Annotated in this window: 20 protein-coding genes and 1 pseudogene; 8 read left to right on the top strand and 13 right to left on the bottom strand. The window is 41.7% G+C overall.

Translation table 11 applies throughout. The annotated features are described in order from the left end of the window. Nucleotides 1-42: 42 nt before the first annotated feature. The 3 genes from BrL25_RS13415 to pdxK all read right to left on the bottom strand — a co-directional run bounded on the left by BrL25_RS13415 (nt 43) and on the right by pdxK (nt 3,154). Nucleotides 43-738, bottom strand: a complete 696-nt coding sequence (locus BrL25_RS13415) for a nitrous oxide reductase accessory protein NosL (protein ID WP_018674395.1) — start codon at nt 736-738, stop codon at nt 43-45. Next, on the bottom strand, nt 735-2,108 hold the full coding sequence (locus BrL25_RS13410) for a right-handed parallel beta-helix repeat-containing protein (protein ID WP_018674396.1): 1,374 nt from the start codon (nt 2,106-2,108) through the stop codon (nt 735-737). The genes BrL25_RS13415 and BrL25_RS13410 overlap by 4 nt, the downstream gene beginning before the upstream one ends. Before the next feature lie 236 nt (nt 2,109-2,344). Further along, on the bottom strand, nt 2,345-3,154 hold the full coding sequence (pdxK, locus tag BrL25_RS13405; RefSeq protein WP_003335527.1) for a pyridoxine/pyridoxal/pyridoxamine kinase: 810 nt from the start codon (nt 3,152-3,154) through the stop codon (nt 2,345-2,347). A gap of 223 nt (nt 3,155-3,377) precedes the next feature. Between pdxK and BrL25_RS13400 the strand changes: the two genes are divergently transcribed. From BrL25_RS13400 to BrL25_RS13390, 3 genes are all read left to right on the top strand, one after another. Beyond that, nucleotides 3,378-5,216, top strand: a complete 1,839-nt coding sequence (locus tag BrL25_RS13400; protein ID WP_018674397.1) for a phosphoenolpyruvate hydrolase family protein — start codon at nt 3,378-3,380, stop codon at nt 5,214-5,216. A 237-nt stretch (nt 5,217-5,453) separates the two neighbouring features. Further along, complete coding sequence (locus BrL25_RS13395) at nt 5,454-6,716, top strand: Tm-1-like ATP-binding domain-containing protein (protein ID WP_018674398.1); 1,263 nt, start codon at nt 5,454-5,456, stop codon at nt 6,714-6,716. Between the two features lie 30 nt (nt 6,717-6,746). Continuing rightward, nucleotides 6,747-7,571: a phosphoenolpyruvate hydrolase family protein gene (locus BrL25_RS13390; RefSeq protein WP_018674399.1), complete on the top strand. Its 825-nt coding sequence runs from the start codon at nt 6,747-6,749 to the stop codon at nt 7,569-7,571. 77 nt (nt 7,572-7,648) lie between these two features. On the opposite strand, the pseudogene BrL25_RS13385 reads toward BrL25_RS13390, so the two are convergent. The 4 genes and pseudogenes from BrL25_RS13385 to BrL25_RS13375 form a co-directional block, all read right to left on the bottom strand. Beyond that, nucleotides 7,649-8,539 (bottom strand): annotated as a pseudogene (locus BrL25_RS13385) (IS3 family transposase); the annotation flags it as partial. Nucleotides 8,540-8,556: 17 nt separating this feature from the next. After that, on the bottom strand, nt 8,557-8,994 hold the full coding sequence (locus tag BrL25_RS25685; RefSeq protein WP_104033844.1) for an HTH domain-containing protein: 438 nt from the start codon (nt 8,992-8,994) through the stop codon (nt 8,557-8,559). A 136-nt stretch (nt 8,995-9,130) separates the two neighbouring features. Continuing rightward, entirely contained in the window at nt 9,131-10,330 is a 1,200-nt protein-coding gene (locus tag BrL25_RS13380; RefSeq protein WP_018673555.1) for an acetate kinase, read from the bottom strand. Between the two features lie 212 nt (nt 10,331-10,542). After that, entirely contained in the window at nt 10,543-10,809 is a 267-nt protein-coding gene (locus BrL25_RS13375) for a GNAT family N-acetyltransferase (protein ID WP_018673554.1), read from the bottom strand. 408 nt (nt 10,810-11,217) lie between these two features. Here BrL25_RS13375 and BrL25_RS13370 point away from each other — a divergent pair, with 408 nt between their 5' ends. From BrL25_RS13370 to tatC, 3 genes are read left to right on the top strand one after another with little or no spacing between them, the layout of a single operon-like run. Further along, the gene (locus tag BrL25_RS13370; protein ID WP_018673553.1) at nt 11,218-12,861 is read left to right on the top strand and encodes a PhoX family protein; all 1,644 of its coding nucleotides are present in this window, start codon (nt 11,218-11,220) and stop codon (nt 12,859-12,861) included. A 55-nt stretch (nt 12,862-12,916) separates the two neighbouring features. Continuing rightward, nucleotides 12,917-13,153: a twin-arginine translocase TatA/TatE family subunit gene (gene tatA / locus BrL25_RS13365; protein ID WP_018673552.1), complete on the top strand. Its 237-nt coding sequence runs from the start codon at nt 12,917-12,919 to the stop codon at nt 13,151-13,153. Nucleotides 13,154-13,192: 39 nt separating this feature from the next. Next, on the top strand, nt 13,193-13,927 hold the full coding sequence (tatC, locus tag BrL25_RS13360) for a twin-arginine translocase subunit TatC (RefSeq protein ID WP_018673551.1): 735 nt from the start codon (nt 13,193-13,195) through the stop codon (nt 13,925-13,927). 79 nt (nt 13,928-14,006) lie between these two features. Here the strand turns inward: tatC and queF are convergent, their stop codons facing one another. From queF to queC, 4 genes are all read right to left on the bottom strand, one after another. Continuing rightward, complete coding sequence (gene queF / locus BrL25_RS13355; protein WP_018673550.1) at nt 14,007-14,513, bottom strand: preQ(1) synthase; 507 nt, start codon at nt 14,511-14,513, stop codon at nt 14,007-14,009. 61 nt (nt 14,514-14,574) lie between these two features. Next, complete coding sequence (queE, locus tag BrL25_RS13350) at nt 14,575-15,318, bottom strand: 7-carboxy-7-deazaguanine synthase QueE (RefSeq protein WP_018673549.1); 744 nt, start codon at nt 15,316-15,318, stop codon at nt 14,575-14,577. Next, nucleotides 15,311-15,799: a 6-carboxytetrahydropterin synthase QueD gene (gene queD / locus BrL25_RS13345; protein WP_018673548.1), complete on the bottom strand. Its 489-nt coding sequence runs from the start codon at nt 15,797-15,799 to the stop codon at nt 15,311-15,313. The genes queE and queD overlap by 8 nt, the downstream gene beginning before the upstream one ends. Then, the gene (gene queC, locus BrL25_RS13340; protein WP_018673547.1) at nt 15,783-16,451 is read right to left on the bottom strand and encodes a 7-cyano-7-deazaguanine synthase QueC; all 669 of its coding nucleotides are present in this window, start codon (nt 16,449-16,451) and stop codon (nt 15,783-15,785) included. The genes queD and queC overlap by 17 nt, the downstream gene beginning before the upstream one ends. Nucleotides 16,452-16,753: 302 nt before the next feature. Between queC and BrL25_RS13335 the strand changes: the two genes are divergently transcribed. After that, entirely contained in the window at nt 16,754-17,455 is a 702-nt protein-coding gene (locus BrL25_RS13335) for a DUF1361 domain-containing protein (protein ID WP_018673546.1), read from the top strand. Between the two features lie 240 nt (nt 17,456-17,695). On the opposite strand, the gene BrL25_RS13330 is transcribed toward BrL25_RS13335, so the two are convergent. After that, a complete protein-coding gene (locus tag BrL25_RS13330; protein ID WP_018673545.1) occupies nt 17,696-18,526 on the bottom strand; it encodes an aldo/keto reductase in 831 nt (276 codons plus the stop codon). A gap of 204 nt (nt 18,527-18,730) precedes the next feature. On the opposite strand from BrL25_RS13330, the gene BrL25_RS13325 reads away from it, so the two are divergent. Next, on the top strand, nt 18,731-18,925 hold the full coding sequence (locus BrL25_RS13325) for a hypothetical protein (RefSeq protein WP_099327252.1): 195 nt from the start codon (nt 18,731-18,733) through the stop codon (nt 18,923-18,925). Between the two features lie 62 nt (nt 18,926-18,987). Here the strand turns inward: BrL25_RS13325 and BrL25_RS13320 are convergent, their stop codons facing one another. Next, nucleotides 18,988-20,178 (bottom strand): ornithine--oxo-acid transaminase, encoded by a 1,191-nt coding sequence (locus tag BrL25_RS13320; protein WP_018673543.1) that lies wholly within the window; start codon nt 20,176-20,178, stop codon nt 18,988-18,990. Nucleotides 20,179-20,209 lie beyond the last annotated feature (31 nt).

Genomic DNA, 20,209 nt, shown 5'->3' with positions numbered 1-20,209 from the left:
CTATCTGTAGTCCCTCGGGCAAGTGTGCTTTATTAAAACGTCCTAGTGCCCTGTGCCACTTGCTGGTGTTTCAGTAGATGGATGAGAACCGCCATGTTCGCCCGCGCTTTTACCTGCATCGTGTTGTTGAACTGAATGATCGCCTTCTTTACCTGCATCATGTTGTTGTTTTGAATGATCGCCATCTTTGCTTGCATCGTGTTGCTGTGAATGGTCGCCAGCCTTGTCTCCCTCTTTATGCTCCATATCACCGTGATGTTTCATATCCTTCATTTGATCCATATTCATTTCCCAATTATGGCTATTAAGCTGTTCGGCTGTCAGGATTTGACCTTTACCCTGTTCTTTTACAAAAGCTTCCGCTGATTGTTTATCTTTAAAAGAATATACTCCATAAGCCATTGGTGTTTTAAATTCTTTATCGTAAGCAAAAGTAGCATCGTTTAGATTCATCCACTCTTTGCTGTGATAATCACGTACGAATTTAACGTCAATTTTTTCGGTTCCGTTCTTTTTAATCCAAGCGAACAAATCGCCGATATCATCAAATTTAAGCGCTTTTCCGTCCTTTAAAATAATCTCCGTTGCATTGTGATCATCAGCAATTTGCATGTTACAGATATCGCATTTATCAACGCTTTCATTAATCGCCACTGGTTGTGCTGATTGTCCTCCACAACCTGTCATTAAAGCAGAAACCAATGCAATGCTTGCCCAAATCATATGTGTTTTTTTCATTTTGTACGAACCCCCATTAGATAGATAAAATAGATGCTCCCTGCCAACATAATCGCACTAATCACAATGATAATCGGCGAATGGGTTGTAGGTGCTTGATTTTGTTGCTCGATTGGCGCCATCAAAGGCTGTGGATCTTGCAGAAATGCGCCAGAATGGTCATCAAACATGCTCTCTAGAAATAATAGTCCCGGTGATTGAAAGAAAATCTGAAATGCCTCTACTTGATCTGTTAATGCGAAGAAGAATGGATTAATACGGTAGGACAGATCACTTTTGCCATCTCCTTGCAAATCTACACTTTGAGCACTGTCCCAATAATTCAGCTGCAAAAGGTTATCTGTACTGCTCTGAGCCTCTGCCTGCGTTACATTTCCGATAAAATGATTGCCTGTAAATGAATTGTCTTTCGATTCTTTCAATTGCAAACCGATATAATTTTGCAATATTTGATTGTAGGAAATCTCATTCTTTTCCGCTGCTTCTACATAAAGCCCCACGCGGTTTCCTTCCACGTAATTGCGTTCCACTTTTGCCTTTTGCACATCGAACAGCAGAATACCTTGCGAGTTAACGCTCTCATTTTGCTTAGTGAATCGATTATCTGTAACGACTGCATTGTCTGAGCCCATGACCATACCGCCTGTTACATTCCGATCCCCCTGATTGTGAATCAAGGTAACATCATTACTAAACATGAGATGGTAGCCATAACGGGAATCGTAGACCATGTTTTTCTCCACACGGTTGTAGTGACTAGTCTCTACATAGATACCATCAAACATATTTTCGACCAAATTCCCCATAATGGTATTGTTGTTGGCCTCTTTTAAATCAATTCCATTGCCTTTTTTCCCTGGGCTGCGTGTTTCATTTAAGCCAGTAGGAATAGCCTTTCCTGCCAACAAACCTTTGATCTTGTTGCCAATGATCTGGTTATGCTCACCCTTGCGTAGCTGTAGACCTGTTCCCTTTGTTTCAATAGTGAGCTCTTTTAGTACATTTCGGCTTCCTTCCACTACTAGCGTAGCAGTCTCTGCACCTTGACGCTCATCTAATAAAGTAAGACCACGAAGACCTGCTTGGTTACTTTTCAAAGTGACTACGGGAGCATCCCCTTGGCTACGTACAGTTACGGTACCCTCTGCCTCTACATGAATCGGCTTAGTGATCAGGATAGGTCCACTGTATTCCCCTGCTGGCACTTTAAGAATCGTATCCTGCTGAGCTTGGTCAATCAGTTGTTGTAACTCATTTTTCATCTCCTCGGCTTGTGCTGGTTGTATGATGAAACCACTAGCTACCAAACAGGCCAGCATCAGAACCAAGCAAATATGACTACCTATCCTGAAAGCTGTATGTCGCCGCATAAGTCCCCTCCTTTTTGGGGTATGGTAAGCGCAGTCATCCAATCACGCCATTACTATGATAAATATGCCACTATGACACAGCATGACTCGAAAGGGCTATGGGGGTATATCAAATGTGCTCGTTTTTGTAAAGATTTAATAATTTGGACATTATTTACTGAAAAGTAAGGAAAATCACAAAAAAATAAGCCTGTCTTATTTTTCTTTAGACAGAGCTTATTTCATTAGATTTACATTTATTTACCTTCTACTGCACGGTATGCAGAATGACACGTTGGTCCCACATGCTGATTTAACGGAAATGCTTGGCGAATGGCTTCTGTAATGAAAGCTTTCGCTGTTTTAACAGCATCTTTCACTTCCGCTCCTTTTGCCAATTCAGCAGTAATCGCAGCGGAATACGTGCAGCCTGCTCCATGTGTAAATGTAGTATCGAATTTTTCTGTTTCTAAGATTTCGAATGACTCTCCATCAAATAGTAGGTCTACAGCTTGACTATCCTCAAGACGACCGCCGCCTTTGATCAAGACATATTTGGCTCCCATCTCATGGATTTTCTTCGCAGCTGCTTTCATATCTTCAACCGTATTAATTTTTAGACCACTAAGAAATGCGGCTTCGGGCAAGTTAGGTGTTACAACCATTGCTCTTGGGATTAACTCTTCTCGCATCGCTTTAATAGCTTGCTCATCTAAAAGAACCGTGTCTTCCCCTTTGCAAATCATGACTGGGTCAACAACAACCTTCGTTACATTATATTCAGCAATTTTGCGGGCAGCCAGCTCAATTACTTCTTTGGTTGCCAGCATTCCTGTTTTCAGAGCATCTACTCCCACATAATGCATAGTTGTTTCCAATTGCGCCTCAATCGCTTCAAGAGGTTGCGGATAAACGAGATGGGCCCAGTTTTCATCCATAGCTACCAATGCTGTAATAGAAGTCATTCCATAAACGTTACGTTCCTGAAATGTTTTTAAGTCTGCCTGAATTCCTGCTCCACCGCTTGAATCTGAACCCGCGATAGTCAGAGCTTTATGCATAGTCATGTGCTTAAATCCCCCTTGTACTTTTCCTGCTTTATACCTGCTAGTATGATTGCTATTCTTCTTATATTGTAAACCTGATGCTCTCAACATAACAGAATAAATTTTAGAGAAGTATACTTTCTGATCATACTTTGATAAGGTTTTCTTTTTGCTTTCCTGTACGATACAAGCTCCTTATGTTACTTTACAAATAGAAGCCTATTTTCGCTTGGAGGAGATACTTTTGCAAGTCAAAGACCAAGTAAGAAACATGCTCAACCAACATCTACAAAAGAACAAACCCTTAATTGGTGTTGCGGCAGGTTCTGGCTCTTCCGCAAAACAGGCGATTGCTGGAGGTGCCGATTTTTTACTTGCACTTAACGCAGGGCAATTTCGATCGGCTGGTGTATCAACCCTTGGCTGTCTGCTCCCTTTTGGCAATAGCAATCATACCGTCATGTCGTTTGGCATACGAGAGATTCTTCCTCATGCCTTGCACACACCGGTTATTTTTGGTGCTTGCGCGACTGATCCAACCATAGATCACCAACGCTTGCTGGATCAAATTAAGCAATCCGGGTTTCATGGTGTAAATAATTTTCCATCTGTTGGTTTAATTGATGGCACATTTCGTGATGCATTGGAAGCTGAAGGTCTTGGCTTTGAACAGGAGATTTCCTTTTTAAGAGAAGCCTCTCGCCAAGGATTGTTTACGGTAGCCTTCGTTTTCAATGAGAACCAAGCCACTTTGATGGCACAAGCTCAGGTGGATATGATTTGTGCCCATTTAGGCTGGACTTTAGGTGGAGAAACCGGAGTACAACACAGCATGACTCTGGAAGAAGGAGTTAAACTGGCCAATCGTATCTTTCAGGCTGCTCGGACCGTTAATCCTACTTGTTATCATGTGGTTTACGGAGGGCCTATTACATCTCCTGAGGATGCGTTTTTATTTTATAAACAAACAAGTGCTATTGGTATAATTGGCGGCTCTAGCTTTGAACGGCTCCCTACTGAAAGCAGTATCAGGAAAATCACTGATCAGTTTAAAAACTACGCTTCGTTAGAAGAAGAAAATCTTTATCTAAAAAAAGAACTTCAGAAAAAACTTGGCTTCGACGAAATTGTGGGGAAAAGCCGTCCTATGCAAGAAATTTATGCACTAGTAAAAAAAGTAGCCAATAAAAATGTCAATGTATTAGTACATGGGGAAAGCGGAACGGGAAAAGAGCTACTTGTCAGATCAATCCATTACAATAGCGACCGTTATAATCAAGCATTCGTAAAGATCAACTGCGCCGCCTTACCAGAAACCCTTTTAGAAAGTGAACTATTTGGTCATGAAAAGGGAGCGTTCACTGGTGCAATCCAGCAACGTCTTGGTCGGTTTGAACTAGCGGATAAGGGAACGTTGTTTTTGGATGAAATCGGTGAAATGAGCTTATCTACGCAGGCGAAGCTCCTTCGCGTCATTCAGCAGCAGGAATTCGAACGGGTAGGCGGTTCGACAACCATTAAAGTAGACGTGAGAATTGTATGCGCTACCAATGTTAATCTGCGAGAGGCAGTTGAGCAGGGAAGGTTTCGGGAGGATCTCTACTATCGTTTAAATGTAGTCTCCATCCAGACTGTTCCATTGCGAGAACATAAAGAAGATATTCCTTTGCTCATCAGCCATTTCATCCAAAAGATCAATCAGAAGTTTCATTGTGAGGTACAAAGTGTAACCCCTGCTGCACTAGATGCGATGCTCAGCTATGATTGGCCAGGTAATGTGCGAGAGCTAGAGAATACACTAGAACGCGCAGCCATTTTGAGTAATTCGTCCATTATAGGTTTAAGCTCCCTTCCTCCATCCTTACAACAACATATTCAGCTACATGAACAAGCTAATCGTGCTCTCTATGTTCAGGATGTTCCTTATGCTTCGTCTCAAAGCATTCAATCATTGGAAAAACAGTGTATCCTTGACACGCTCGCACTCTGCTCTTGGAATCGTACCAAGGCAGCTGAACAGCTGGGGATTACACGCCGAACCCTTTATAACAAATTAAAAAAGTATGACATTAAGGTTCCTTAAAGCCTTTTAGGAAATGAATATACAAGAACGGATATCCTCCTATATTTACGTACAAGTCTGTGTGGGAAAATATTTCTCGTTATTTTTTAATCGAGAAATATTTTCCCGCTTTATTTTACACATGAGAACTTTTTTCTCGATCAACACCTACAAAACCGCATCATTTCATTTGGCACGGTGGTTGCAATTAGTAGTCAGTGTAAGCAGGGCGATAATCAAATGAGTGGGGTGTGGGTTATGGAAAAAAAACTGAATCGAAAACCAGTTGTTGCTCTACTAGGTACCCTTGATACAAAAGGAATAGAGTATCGATATATTAGAGAGCGTTTACAAGAACAGGGTGTTGATTCTCTTCTGATTGATGCTGGTATTATAGGTAAGCCCCAAATCGAGCCAGAAATCACACATGAACAGGTAGCAGAAGCCGCTGGTACTTCCCTTGAACAGCTTTTACAAGCTAATGATCGCGGTCTAGCAGTTGAAACCATGGCGAAAGGGGCGGCCAGCCTTTTACATCAGCTTTACACAGAAAATCGAATAGATGGCGTTCTTGGGCTTGGTGGTTCGGGAGGTACCTCTTTAATCACCCATGCCATGCAGGCTCTACCGATTGGCGTTCCTAAAATGATGGTTTCCACCATGGCCTCCGGAGATACTCGTCCATATGTGGGAGCGGTGGATATTGCCATGATGTATTCAGTCGTAGACATCGCAGGTATTAACAAAGTATCTGCTCAGATTTTAAGCAATGCCGCTGGAGCCATTGCCGGCATGGTGAAGGCTGTTGTTCCAGAAATGGCAGAAGAAAAACCGTTACTCGGCGCTACAATGTTCGGAGTTACCACCCCTGCTGTAGACGTGGCCCGAAAAAAACTGGAACAGCTCGGCTATGAAATCCTAGTGTTCCACGCTACAGGAACAGGTGGACAATCTATGGAAGCGCTTGTGAAAAATGGTTACCTCAAGGGCGTTCTAGATCTAACAACAACGGAACTAGTTGATGATCTGGTTGGAGGCGTATTATCAGCAGGGCCAAATCGCTTGGAGGTTGCTGGTCAATTAGGGATTCCACAGGTCGTTTCTCTAGGGGCATTAGACATGGCGAATTTCGGTTCGTTGGAATCTGTCCCTCTGCCATATAAAAATCGTTTGCTCTGCGTCCATAACTCTACGGTAACCCTAATGCGAACAACACCGGAAGAATGTGCAGAACTTGGCAAACGCATTGCTCGAAAGCTCAATCAAGCAAAAGGACCTGTCTCCTTATTCATTCCATTGAAAGGAACTTCCGTAATTGCTACAGAGGGACAAATTTTCTATAATCCTGTGGCTGACCAAGCTCTATTTCAAGCAATACATGAGCACATTGATCCACAGGTCGTGAACATTGTTGAATGGGATACAGATATCAATGACCCAGCTTTTGCACTTGCAATGGCTGAACACCTGCACGAAATGTATCAGGTCTGGCTAAATAAACCTGGCACAACAACAAAATAAACACCTGATGACTTTAGAGGAGGAATATCTATGATTACGAGAGAAGAAGCATTGGAACGATTACAAGCGGAGATAAAAGCTAATAAACCGATTATTGGGGCAGGAGCAGGTACAGGCCTGTCAGCGAAATGCTCTGAGGCTGGAGGTACTGACCTCATTATTATCTACAATTCCGGTCGCTATCGTATGGCAGGACGTGGTTCATTAGCTGGGTTACTACCTTATGGAGATGCTAATGCGATCGTGATGGAGATGGCAGGAGAAGTACTACCTGTCATAAATAGCACACCTGTGCTTGCCGGAGTATGTGGCACCGATCCCTTCCGACTGATGCCTGTATTTCTGCGTCAGTTAAAAGAGAGTGGATTTACTGGGGTCCAAAACTTCCCTACGGTCGGCCTTATTGACGGTAATTTCCGTGCTAATCTTGAAGAAACAGGAATGGGCTATGATAAAGAGGTGGAAATGATTCGCTTAGCTCATGAAATTGGCTTACTAACTGCTCCTTATGTATTTGATGAGGAGCAAGCAGAAAAAATGGCGAGAGCAGGTGCGGATATATTAGTTCCACACATAGGACTCACTACCTCTGGAAGCATTGGGGCTAAAACAGCAGTGACATTAGATGAGGCTGTAGCACGTGTTCAAGCAATGCATGATGCCGCTAAAAAAATAAATCCCGATATTATTGTTTTATGTCATGGCGGTCCAATTGCTACCCCAGAGGATGCCGCTTATGTCTTAAAACATACGACAGGTGTTGTCGGATTCTTCGGGGCATCTAGTATGGAACGCCTCCCTACAGAAACAGCCATTACGGAAAACATGCGTCAATTTAAAAAGATAATGGAATAAGATACTATAAAAAAACTCTCCCGCGCCTTCACCTGAACTGTGACCCTATTTGTAGACAGTTTTAAAAGAATACCTAACTAGGCAGCTAAAAGATGACTTCTGAATTCATCAGGGGTCATCTTTTTTAATGACCACTGGTAACGTTCAGAATTGTAATAATCAATGTAACTGTCTACTCGATCCCTCAACTCTTGTATCGTTTGACATGTCTTATATTCCAAATCGTCTTTCATATGACCAAAAAAAGTTTCCATGGAAGCATTATCCCAACAGTTTCCCTTACGGGACATGGACTGCCTAAAGCCTGCTTTCCTGATTAAGCGACGGGTTTTAAAGTGGGTATAATGCAGACCTTGGTCTGAGTGTAGAATGGCTTCGGGGTGAATGTTGCCATCTAGACGTTGGAACAGTCGTTTCAAAGTAATCCTCACCAATGGAAGCTTTAAAGAAGAAGAAAGATAGTGAGCTAAAATCTGTTTTGTTGCCCCATCCTTGACTACCGACAGGTAGGCACATTGACCATTACCGTAATACATATACGTAATATCGGTGAGCAGTACTTTTTCAGGTTCTCCCTGATCAAACTGACGCTGCAACAGGTTGGGACATGTTTGGTGCTCTTGCGTTGCCTTAGCTAATTTTCTATAGGGATTGGCTTGGCGAATGGTAGCAACAAGTTTATACTTTCGCATCAATCGACGAATCTTTTTATGATTCATGATCACTCCACTTTCACGCTCAAGTCGCATCTTAATAACTAATGCTCCTGCTTTACCACGAAGAGCGTCAAAGTGCTTCTTGATAAGTTTAATGTCATGCTCGTCCGCATCCTCTCGTAGCTGTCTAGTTTTCTCCGCACGAAGCCAACGGTAGTAGCCACTCGCACTAACACATGCAAGTTTACAAAGATATCGTGTTACATCACGCAAATTGTACTGACGTATGGTGCGATTAATGATTTGATAGCGCTCGGAGGGGGATAACGTTACCTCTGCAACTTCTGCTTTTCGAGCGCGTCGAGCTTTTTTAAAAAGTCGTTCTCCGCCTCTAAAAACTTGATACGCGCCTCAGCTCGTTTAAGCTTTTCCTCTACGGACAACTCCGTTGTCGAGGGTCTACCCGTACTTTTCTTTCCTCGTTGTTCTTCTAAAAGGCCGATCTCTCCATGAATTTGATACACATTACGCCAACGTTTTAAGCATGTTTTTGGTTTGTCATGACCAATAACGTCTATGTCAAAACCAGCACCACAAAAAATTTCCATAGGTGTTTGTCCCTCTTGATACGCTTTGACAGCTGCTACCTTAAATGCTGGTGCATAAGTAATACTTTTGTACGTTACATGCTGAACATAAGGGTTAGCTTCAAGATGTTTCATTTCTTGTTCCGTGAAAACCTTTGAATTAGCTCTTGTTTTTCCCACAATTCTTTCCTCGCTTTATTTTAATAAGTTGATTAAAACACAAAAGACCCGTAAGAAGGTCACTTTTTTCAAAATGTCCATCTTACGGGTCACAGTTCAACCAAAGCGCTAGGAGAGTTTTTTTCGTTCTTATATCTTATAGTTTAGCAAATTTCATTGTGTCGCGAGCAATCATTACCTCTTCGTTTGTCGGGATAATGAAAGCTTTAACTGGAGAATGATCAAAAGTAAGATCAGTTTCTTTACCACGTACGTTATTTTTAGAACGGTCGAAGTATACACCCATCCACTCCAATTTATCCAATACGCGACCACGGATGGTATCACTGTTTTCACCGATACCAGCTGTGAAGATGATTGCATCTACACCGTTCATTTGCATTGCATAAGAACCGATGTAGTTACGGATTTTTTCTACAAAGATTTGTAGAGATAGCTCGGAACGCTCGTCATTGTTTTCTGCTGCAGACTCGATGTCGCGAAGATCGCTAGACAGACCAGAAACAGCTAAAAGACCAGACTTTTTATTTAGTACTTCAACTAATTGGTCAACAGAAAGTCCTGTTTTTTGTTGTAGATAAGGAAGCAATGCTACGTCGATATCACCAGAGCGAGTACCCATTGGCAAACCAGCAAGTGGTGTAAAGCCCATAGATGTATCAATGGATTTACCACGGTAGATAGCAGCCAAGGAAGCACCGTTACCCAAATGGCAGCTAATCAAACGTAGTTTTTCTGCTGGGCGATCCAACAATTCAGCCGCACGCTGCATCACATACTTGTGAGAAGTACCGTGGAAACCGTATTTACGGATACCGTACTCTTCATAGTATTCAGTTGGAATACTGTACAAATAAGATTTAGCAGGCATTGTTTGGTGGAAAGCTGTATCAAAAACTGCAACCGCAGGAACGTTTGGTAGAATTTTTTGGAATGCAGTAATTCCCATGATGTTAGCTGGATTGTGTAGAGGAGCTAGTTCAGAAAGCTCTTCTAGTCTTTTAATTACTTCATCTGTTACCAATACGGAATCTTTAAAGGTTTCGCCACCATGAACTACACGATGACCAACGCCATCCAAATCTGTAATATCTTTAATAGCGCCTTTTTCTGGATCAGTTAACAAAGCAATTAGTTTTTTTACAGCTACTTCGTGGTCTTTCAGATCAAGCGTTTCTTTTAGTTTCTCTCCATCACCTACTTGGAAGGAAGACATGGAATCCTCCATGCCAATACGCTCCATTAGACCTTTTGCCAATACACGCTCAGAAGGCATGTCAAATAATTGGTATTTCAAAGAGGAGCTACCACAGTTTACGGATAGTACGATTGCCATATGATCACCTTTATCCTATCTTGTTGTTTGTCTTTCGTTGTCTCTCGATTAATGAAAAAATCAGTATAGACCAATTTCATCACAATCTCTAGTAATCTACTTTAGCATGAATCATCGCATCTGTGAATGTTATCACATGAAATTCAGACTCTTTCAAAAACTATTACTTTTAGTATGTCCAAAACCACACGATCGTACTCAGCGCTCGTTCATCATACTTCTCCTCGTACCTCGGCAATGCTTTTTCCTCCACGAAAAGCATGTCCGCTTTTCACTTTCGTACCAAGGGTTTTAAACCCACAACGTTCATATACTCGTGCCACCTGTTCTGTAATGGGAGAGACAAACAAGCTCTGTATTCCACGTTCTATTAGACCCTTTTGCATATGAGCAATCAGCTGACGGATGAGTCCCTTTCCTCTAAATTTGGGTAGTGTGGCAACATTTTCTAACATGATCGTATCTTTATGCTGAATCATATACATGAATCCTTGTTCTTGCAATAACTGAAGAAACAGTAGATTCTCATCTACATTTTCAACGTGTGCATGATTAGCATCATAGCCCCCTAGTTCAAAATTATAGAAAATGAATTGATATCCTTAGCAATTAATTGTTAATTTTCTAAAAACCTTTTACATAACTCTTTACACTGCCTATACCTTTTTAATATATCTTAGTTGCTTCTAACAAATTTGATCTTTGTAGAATCTCGCCCAGTAATAGGCTCCATCCATCTCTATTCTTCCTAAAAATGAAATTGCTTTTGTAAAAAAAACCGCTGCTCTTTCATATAAACTTCATCCCAGCTTAACCTCTTCTCCTGACAAGCTCTTTACAATGAAAGCGAAAACGAGCTTTTAACAGGAAAAGGAGCGATTCAACCAATGGAAGTAAATCGTCGTCAGTTTTTAACATTTCTTGGAACCGGCACTGCTGCTCTAGCTTCATTGGCAACGGGGATTCCAGCCCTTGCAAAAGGAGAGTCCATTTCTGGGAAAACAGCGGATCACCTATTTGGCCTACAATCTCCTCCTAAAGCCTTTCATCCTAAATTCACCCCGATTAAACCAAGCACAAAGGATGATGTCATCCTTCCTCAAGGCTTCTCTTACGATGTAATTGCCCTTTATGGTGATAAAATTAACGCTTCCGGCGACACTTTTGGTTTTAATGCTGACTTTAACTGTTTTATACCAATTAATGGAAGATCATATCATGGTTTGCTCTGGACGAATCATGAATATTGCGGAGAGCTAGAATACTATGTAAATGGGTATGATAACCTACACGCTGATCCCAAAAATAATAAACGCACACAAGAACAAATCAGTAAATACCTATACGCACTAGGTGGCTCTGTCATTGAAATTAAAAAGGAGCAAGGTAAATGGAAATTAGTTCAAAACTCGAAATATGGTCGCCGAGTCAGTGGATTAACCAAGCACGTAATGACTGGGCCTGCCGCTAGCCTTGCTAAAGAAGTAGTCGGTACATTTGCTAACTGCTCGGGTGGTGTCACCCTATGGAATTCTATTTTATCCTGTGAGGAGAATTTTCAAGATGTAGTCAGCGATTGTAAACTTGCCGATGAGCGACACTATGGCTGGGTGGTGGAGGTTGATCCATTCGATCCAGGCTCTGCTCCTAAAAAGCATACGGCACTCGGACGTTTCTCGCACGAAAATACTGCAATGACACTAGCTCCTGGCGGTCAATTAGTTGTATACATGGGCGACGATGCTACAGATCAATATGTGTATAAATATGTATCTAAAAGCAAGTACGATAAGTCGAAAGGTAAAGCAAATAGCAGGCTACTAGAAGAAGGTACGCTGTATGTTGCCAACTTCGCAAAGGGTAAATGGATAGCTCTCGATTATAGCAAGACAGAAGCCCTGAAAAAAGCTGTAGATAAAGAAAATAAACCGCAATTTACCTCCCAAGCAGATGTATTGATCAACTGCCGTATTGCAGCAAAAGTAGCTGGTGGGACACCGATGGATCGTCCTGAGGATGTGGAGGTTCATCCGATTGATGGTTCTATCTTTATTTCTCTAACGAATAATAAAAATCATAGCAACTTTTATGGTCACATAATGCGACTGTTTGAAAAGAATAACGATCACGCTGGTGTAGAATTTGATTTTGAAATCTTTGCTACAGGTGGTCCACAAAGTGGTTTTGCTGCTCCGGATAACATGGCCTTTGATAGCGCAGGGAATCTGTGGGTCGTAACTGACATATCCTCTGGTTCCATGAATGCGGGAATCTACCGTTCCTTCGGGAATAATGGTGTCTATTTTATTCCTACCTCTGGTGAGCATAAGGGGGTAGCTAGTCAATTTGCTTCGGCTCCAATTGGTGCAGAGATGACAGGGCCTTGGTTTACACCGGATGAAAAAACATTATTTTTATCTGTTCAGCATCCTGGTGAAAATTTAGAGGCTTATGATAAACCAACCAGTCACTGGCCGCGCGGAGCATCCTCTCTCGCTCTGCCAGGAGTAATTGCTATTAACGGATTTTAACCTTACCTTCGCCCTGTAAATAGACACAGTATATAGGAAAGGAGGAAACACCCACATGCTATCATCTATTGGGATTCCAGGTCTTATCCTGATTTTAATTATTGCATTGGTTATCTTTGGCCCAAGCAAGCTACCTGAGATTGGTCGTGCATTTGGACGTACCTTGAGTGAATTTAAAACAGCTGCCAAAGATTTAACCAAAGATGAGGAACCACCAGACAAACCAGTAGAATCAGTTAAAGCAGCAGAGGCAACCAAATCTATGGAACCAGCTAAAAAAGAAGTTTCCTAACCGGTTCGTTCGAATCTAGTTGAAAGAGGTAGAATTTCATTGAACCCTTCCAACACTCCAAGTCATATCATTGACCATCTAAGCGACATGCGAAAACGGATTATTATTGTCATTGCTACATTTTTACTTAGTTTTATTATCTGCTTTTTATATGTAGATTTTATTTATCAGTTCCTCACCAATCGTTCTGGAGAAAAGCTGACCATCCTGGGTCCTACCGATGTACTAAACATTTACATGAAACTATCTGCATGGGCCGCAGTCGCGATTACAATTCCGATTGCTGCCTTTCAGATATGGGGGTTTGTTTCCCCAGCTTTAACCGCGAGAGAACGACAGGTAACATTGATGTATATTCCCGCTCTGTTTCTGTTGTTCATAATTGGGGCAACGTTTGCCTATTTTGTCTTGTTTCCGATGGTGTACAAGTTCGTACTGGGATTGTCCAACAATAACTTTCAGCTCATGATTACGGCAAGTGACTACTTCAGCTTTATGCTCGCTTTTTGTCTACCCTTCTCGGTATTATTCGAGCTTCCGCTGGTGGTTTTATTTTTAAGCCATTTGGGTATTGTGAATCCGCATCGGTTAGCAAAATTACGCAAGCCCGCTTATTTTATATTATCCATCATTTCTATCTCGGTGACTCCCCCAGATATCATATCGGATATCTTGGTGCTTGTACCACTGATTGGGTTATACGAATTAAGTATTGGAATATCAAGAATGGTGTATCGTAAGAAGCTAGAGAAAGAAGAGATTACCCTAGGTTAGTCGATATTGTAAAAGAGGCGATCCTTCTCCGACAATAATTCGGATGAAGACCGCCTCTTTTGCTATACATGATTACTCTCTATCGATTATCCACTTTTTCCGGATACATGTCATGATTCATCATGCGATGTTCTGCCATCTCTTCATATTTGGTACCTGGCTTCCCGTAATTGCAATATGGATCAATCGAAATTCCTCCGCGTGGAGTAAATTTCCCCCATACCTCGATATATCTCGGGTCCATTAGCTTGATTAAATCGTTCATAATAATATTCATACAATCCTCATGGAAATCACCATGATTGCGGAAACTGAATAGATAAAGCTTTAATGATTTACTCTCTACCATTTTCTTATCAGGTATATAGCTGATATAGATGGTAGCAAAATCTGGCTGTCCCGTCATTGGACAAAGACTAGTAAATTCAGGGCAGTTAAATTTAACCCAATAATCACGATATGGGTGCTTATTGTCAAACACTTCCAAAACACTTGGATTATATTCATAATGATACGCTGTTTGTTGATTACCAAGCAGCGTTAAATCTTTTAATTGTGGGTTTGTAGATTGATTATTATGGGTCATCTCTTTTTAACTCCTTTAGCTCTTTTTCTCGGATCTGCAAGGCAGCTTGCTACGGACGTTGTTACACGCCCCGCTTATTGCCCCACAACAGGGTGTGTAGCTGCGGTAGCACTTTGGCATTGTTAAACTCTTTAGTCATAGCTACTTTGTCTACTAACCATTCCAGTGATTGTAGTAATCGATCGCGCAAGCCTTCTCGATCACTTTCGATATCAGCTAATTCCGCATTTCCTACTTGCAAATAAAATGGCACCTGCGGATAACGCTGATGTAACTCTTTTGCATACTGGAAATCCTCTTCGTCAAATACAACCACCTTCATGCTCACCTGTTGATTCGTTGCTTTAATAGAGTCGTCAGTTAGCTTGGCAACAATCTCATCTAGTCGACCTATATTCGTCGTCATACCGGAGCTAGGTGGTTTCGGAGATAAGGTAATATCATCCACTTCAGCTAACCACTCCTGCCACTTGCTACCCTGGGTTTCCACACCAATGCGAATGTGGTGGGAATGTAGCAACTGGACTAGTTCTCCAAGTGGGACAAGCAATAATGGATTACCCCCTGAGATCGTGACATGCGAGAAGCAGTCCCCGCCAAGCTCCTGTAGCTGATTCCAAATCTCTTCTGCTGTCATCATGCTGATTTGCTCTTTAGCTGAGCCATCCCATGTAAAAGCAGAGTCACACCAACTGCAACGATAATCGCAACCAGCCGTACGTACAAACATGGTTTTTTGCCCAATAACCATTCCTTCTCCTTGGATCGTCGGTCCAAAGATTTCCAGCACAGGGATGTTACTCATTATACATCCACTCCCTGCGCATCTCGGCATAGCTAGTTGGTGTCTCAAATAGCCTTACAAATTCCACACGTACGCCCTGTTCCTGATAAATAGAGATATTGGTAAGAGACTCTTCCATTTTTTCAAATATCCACGCTACCATATTTTCTGCTGTTGTATTCATTTGTGGTAACGTTTCATTTAAATAACGATGATCTAAATAAACCTCGATTTGTTCTTTCCAGATGGTTTTGATGTCTCCGAAATCTACGGTAATCCCAATTTCATTGGGACGACCACTAATGCCAAACACAACCTTATAGGTGTGTCCATGTAAATTCTTACATTTACCCTCGTAAGCATGTAGATGATGAGCAGCATCAAAAGTGAATTCTTTGCTTACTAGCACTCGCTTTTGATGATAACGTAGCTCTTCCTTCTGGATATCCTGTTCATATCGTTGCAAGCGTTCGACAATGTGAAAATCATAGAAGTTTCCCATTGTTCGCTCGCTCCTCTTCGTATGCTTTAAGGCCTGCCGCACGTAACTGGCAAGCTGGACATTCACCACATCCATCGCCAATCACTCCGTTGTAGCAGGTCAAGGTTTTTTCACGGACATATTCAAACGCTCCCAGTTCATCGGATAGCTTCCATGTCTGCGCTTTGTTTAACCACATAAGTGGTGTATGGATTACAAATGGATAATCCATTGCTAGCTGCAGAGTCACATTGAGCGATTTGATAAAGGAATCCCGACAGTCTGGATAACCGCTAAAATCGGTTTCGCAAACACCGGTGATGATATGCCGAGCACCAATTTGCTTAGCATAGACCGCTGCGAACGACAAAAAGAGCAGATTGCGTCCATCCACAAATGTATTGGGAATTTCACCTTCTACCTGTTCAATCGCTACATCATCGCGAGTCAACGCATTAGGAGCCAATTGGTTTAACAGACTCATATCCATAATCGTCTGCTTGACGCCTTGCTCTCTGGCAATTCTCTGTGCACATTCAATTTCTTGCTTGTGACGCTGGCCATAATCAAAAGTGACTACTTCCACCTCACCAAACTGTTTTTGTGCCCAAAACAAACACGTCGTGCTGTCTTGGCCACCACTAAATACAACCACCGCTTTGTCTTTTTTCATGTCGCTTCATCCCTTTCGTGTTCTTGAAGAATCGTGTCTTCAAGGGTCTACGAAGAAAGAGCGTTCTTGAACTATCATAGAAACTTGTCCCCAGGTAGTTTTTTATAGAGGGAGTTCGCGAACCTCTCCCATGCACAAAGGCATGGAATTCTTCTGGTTGTCTGCTTGCGGTAAACAGACTTCTCCATTATACGCTGTTTTTATAGAAAGCATAAGTGTTTTACAAATTACAAATTTTGACTGATGCAATATTGCTAGCTATAATAAAACAAACCTTTCCCTATTACCAAAGGAGTATCTCTATGTCTTTTCTTAAACAAAAACCATTGCTGTACTTGTTTAATGTAATGGTTCTTATGTCGGCAGGCTCGGCCATTTTGTGGATGTATCGTGTATTTGACACAGGTCGCCTGACTTTTCGTTGGCTACTTATTCCAAATCTAGTGCTAGCTTGGATGCCCTTTATCATGGCTTTGATTTTATTTGACTGGTACCAACGCAAGCAGCGTTTTTCGATTGGGATGCTACCGATAGCTGGCGTGTGGCTGTTTTTTCTTCCCAATGCGGCCTATATTGTGACGGATATTGTACATCTGACCACGTTAAATATTCGCTACTTCATCTATTATGATGTGACGCTAAACTTTTATTTTGCGCTAACTGGGATTATACTCGGCTTTTTATCTCTAGCCTTGTTGCATCAAATCTTGGCCCAACGCTTTGGTTCTTTGATCGGGTGGCTCTTCGTTTTGATAACACAGCTATTAACAGGTATTGGTGTTTACTTAGGTCGTTTCCTACGTTGGAATAGCTGGGATATCATCCAGCATCCAGTAAGCATCCTCAACCATGCGATAGAGGCGATTTTTAATCAGGAAGCTGTTCTATTTATTGTTCACTTTAGTATATTTGTAGCTTTTGTATATCCACTGTTTTATGTTCTCATTCGACCATATGTAAGCTCTTTACACCCTTCACAGGTACAAGCTAAACCCCATCAGTAATAAAAACACCAACAAGGTAGAATGAATTCCTACCTTGTCTGATAAAAAATTTTAGTTATTTTATCTAAACAAATCAGTGCATGCTTTCTTCTTTACTCTGTTCCTCTTGGATTCAGACATAAAGATTCTGCCTGCTGAGCTATTTCATTGTTATAAGTTTGATCAAATTAGGCTGTAAACAAAAAACATTCCACGTTCCGTTCCAAGGACACGTGAAATGTTTTTTTGCTTTTTACTCAGCTATTTATAATCAAAATGATCGGGATCTGGACCAAAACGTTGATCTCGATTCAAGCTGTCTAACATAGCCATGTCTTCATCTGTAAGCTCAAAATCAAACAAGCCCGCATTTTCGATAATCCGTTCTTTTCTTACCGATTTAGGTATGACCAAAACCTTATGCTGTAAATCCCAGCGTAACACGATTTGAGCAGGCGTTTTCTGATAGCGCTCTGCCATTTCTTGCACCAGTGGAACCTCCAGATTACCTCGCATCAGCGGACGCCATGCCTCTACATAAATTCCATGCTGCTCGCAGTACTGACGCAATTCTTCCTGAATTAAATAGGGATGCATCTCTATCTGATTGAGCATTGGTTTCACTTCACATACTGACAATAAATCTTCCAAATGATGAATATGAAAATTACTTACACCAATCGAACGGACAAGCCCTTTTTTATAAAGAGTCTCCAAAGCTCTCCACGTCTCTTTATATTTACCAGGAACCGGCCAGTGCACCAAATATAAATCAATATAATCCAGGCCTAATTTTTGAAGACTAGTATCAAAGGCTTGTAAGGTTGACTCATAGCCTTGCTCCGTATTCCACACCTTTGTCGTGACAAAAATCTCTTCACGTGGAATCTTGCTATCTCTAATCGCTTTTCCCACTCCTGCTTCATTTTCATAAATCGCCGCTGTATCTATACTGCGATAACCAGCCTCTAGCGCCATACGAATGGCTTGCTCCACCTCAGCACCGTCATCCGCCTTATAGACTCCAAGCCCCAACCAAGGCTTTACTACTCCGTTTGCTAATGTTGCTCCATTTGTAATACGTAACGTCATATCTATCCCTCCGCTCACAAAAGTCTCAACGTTATGATAGCATACAACAATCTTTTTAAAAGTTTTTTCAAAAAGTGTGAAAGAAAATCCTCCCTCCTTCGTTATAGCTTATGATAACGCACATACACCTTTAAAAAAGTAAAGGTAGATACGGAAAATAAAAGCGTAGATCTTGAAATCGACAGCGTTTTGGGCAAGAACGTTGTGAATACATCGATGTGGAGAGCAATCGATGAAACCGGTAAATCCTATCGTATCTATCAAGCATCTGATAACACATTAACCATTCACGAGCTAACTACAATGCCAAAAGAGCTGACTATCAAGTATCACTTTGCTAAAAAGGAGTATAGAAATGTCGATTGGGAAGTAAACCTCACTGATAAAAAGCGGCAATAGATTAGAAAAAGAGCCAGACATGCTGGCTCTTTTCCTTATTAGTAAGTAGCTTCTCTTTCGTTTTACGCTAATACTTGCTTAATTCGTTCAATCGCCCAATCCAGCTCTTCTTTACTAATGACAAGAGGTGGTGCGAAACGAATAGTCGTATCATGGGTTTCCTTGCACAGCAATCCTAATGTTTTTAAGCTTTCACAATACGGACGCGCTGTTGTATCTAACTCTAAACCGATAAACAACCCTTTCCCACGAACCTCTTTAATATGAGGGTTCTTAATCTCTCTCATTTTTTCCATAAAATAAGTGCCAAGCTCTAAAGAGCGTTCCACTAGTCTTTCTTCTTCCAACACGTCCAACGCCGCCACTGCTACTGCACAGCCCAATGGGTTTCCACCAAAAGTAGACCCATGGGACCCTGGTTCAAATACACCTAATACCTCGCTATCAGCCGCTACAGCAGAGATTGGGAAAACTCCACCGCCTAGCGCTTTTCCCATGATGTACATATCTGCTTTTATACCTTCCCAATCTGTAGCAAACATTTTTCCGGTACGTCCAAAACCAGTTTGAATTTCATCCGCTAGCAGTAATACATTATGCTCGTCACAGAGACGACGCGCTTCACGTAAGAAGCCTTCCTCTGGGATGACAATCCCTGCTTCCCCTTGAATCGGCTCTACTAAAAATGCAGCTGTATTAGGAGTAATGGCTTCTGCTAATGCCTTGCTGTCACCATACGGAATAACTTTGAAGCCAGGGGTAAATGGACCAAAGCCTCGTTTGTACTCATCAGCGGAAGAGAAGGAAGTAATCGTAACTGTACGTCCATGGAAGTTCCCTTCACAAACAATAATTTCCGCTTGATTCGCTGGTACTTTTTTACTATCATACGCCCAACGACGTACTGCTTTTACTGCTGTTTCTACTGCTTCCGCTCCCGAGTTCATCGGTATAACCATGTCTTTACCTGTCAATGTAGCAACTTTTTCATAGAAATGACCAAGTTGGTCGTTGTAAAAAGCTCGCGAGGTTAAGGTTACTTTATCCGCTTGATCCTTTAGCGCTTGAATGATTTTCGGATGACGATGTCCTTGATTCAAGGCAGAATACGCACTTAACATATCTAAATAGCGAGTGCCTTCTGGGTCTTCTACCCAAACGCCCTCTGCTTTGGAAATTACAATCGGCAGTGGGTGATAATTATGTGCTCCGAACCGTTCTGTCTGATCAATAATTTGTTTTGTCGTTGTCATAAATAACCCTCCTATATCTAGCTGCTTATAT

The sequence above is a fragment of the Brevibacillus laterosporus DSM 25 genome, assembly GCF_002706795.1.
Classification (GTDB): domain Bacteria; phylum Bacillota; class Bacilli; order Brevibacillales; family Brevibacillaceae; genus Brevibacillus_B; species Brevibacillus_B laterosporus.
Note: the sequence above shows the minus strand (reverse complement) of the source record. Positions and strands in the feature narration are given on the sequence as shown.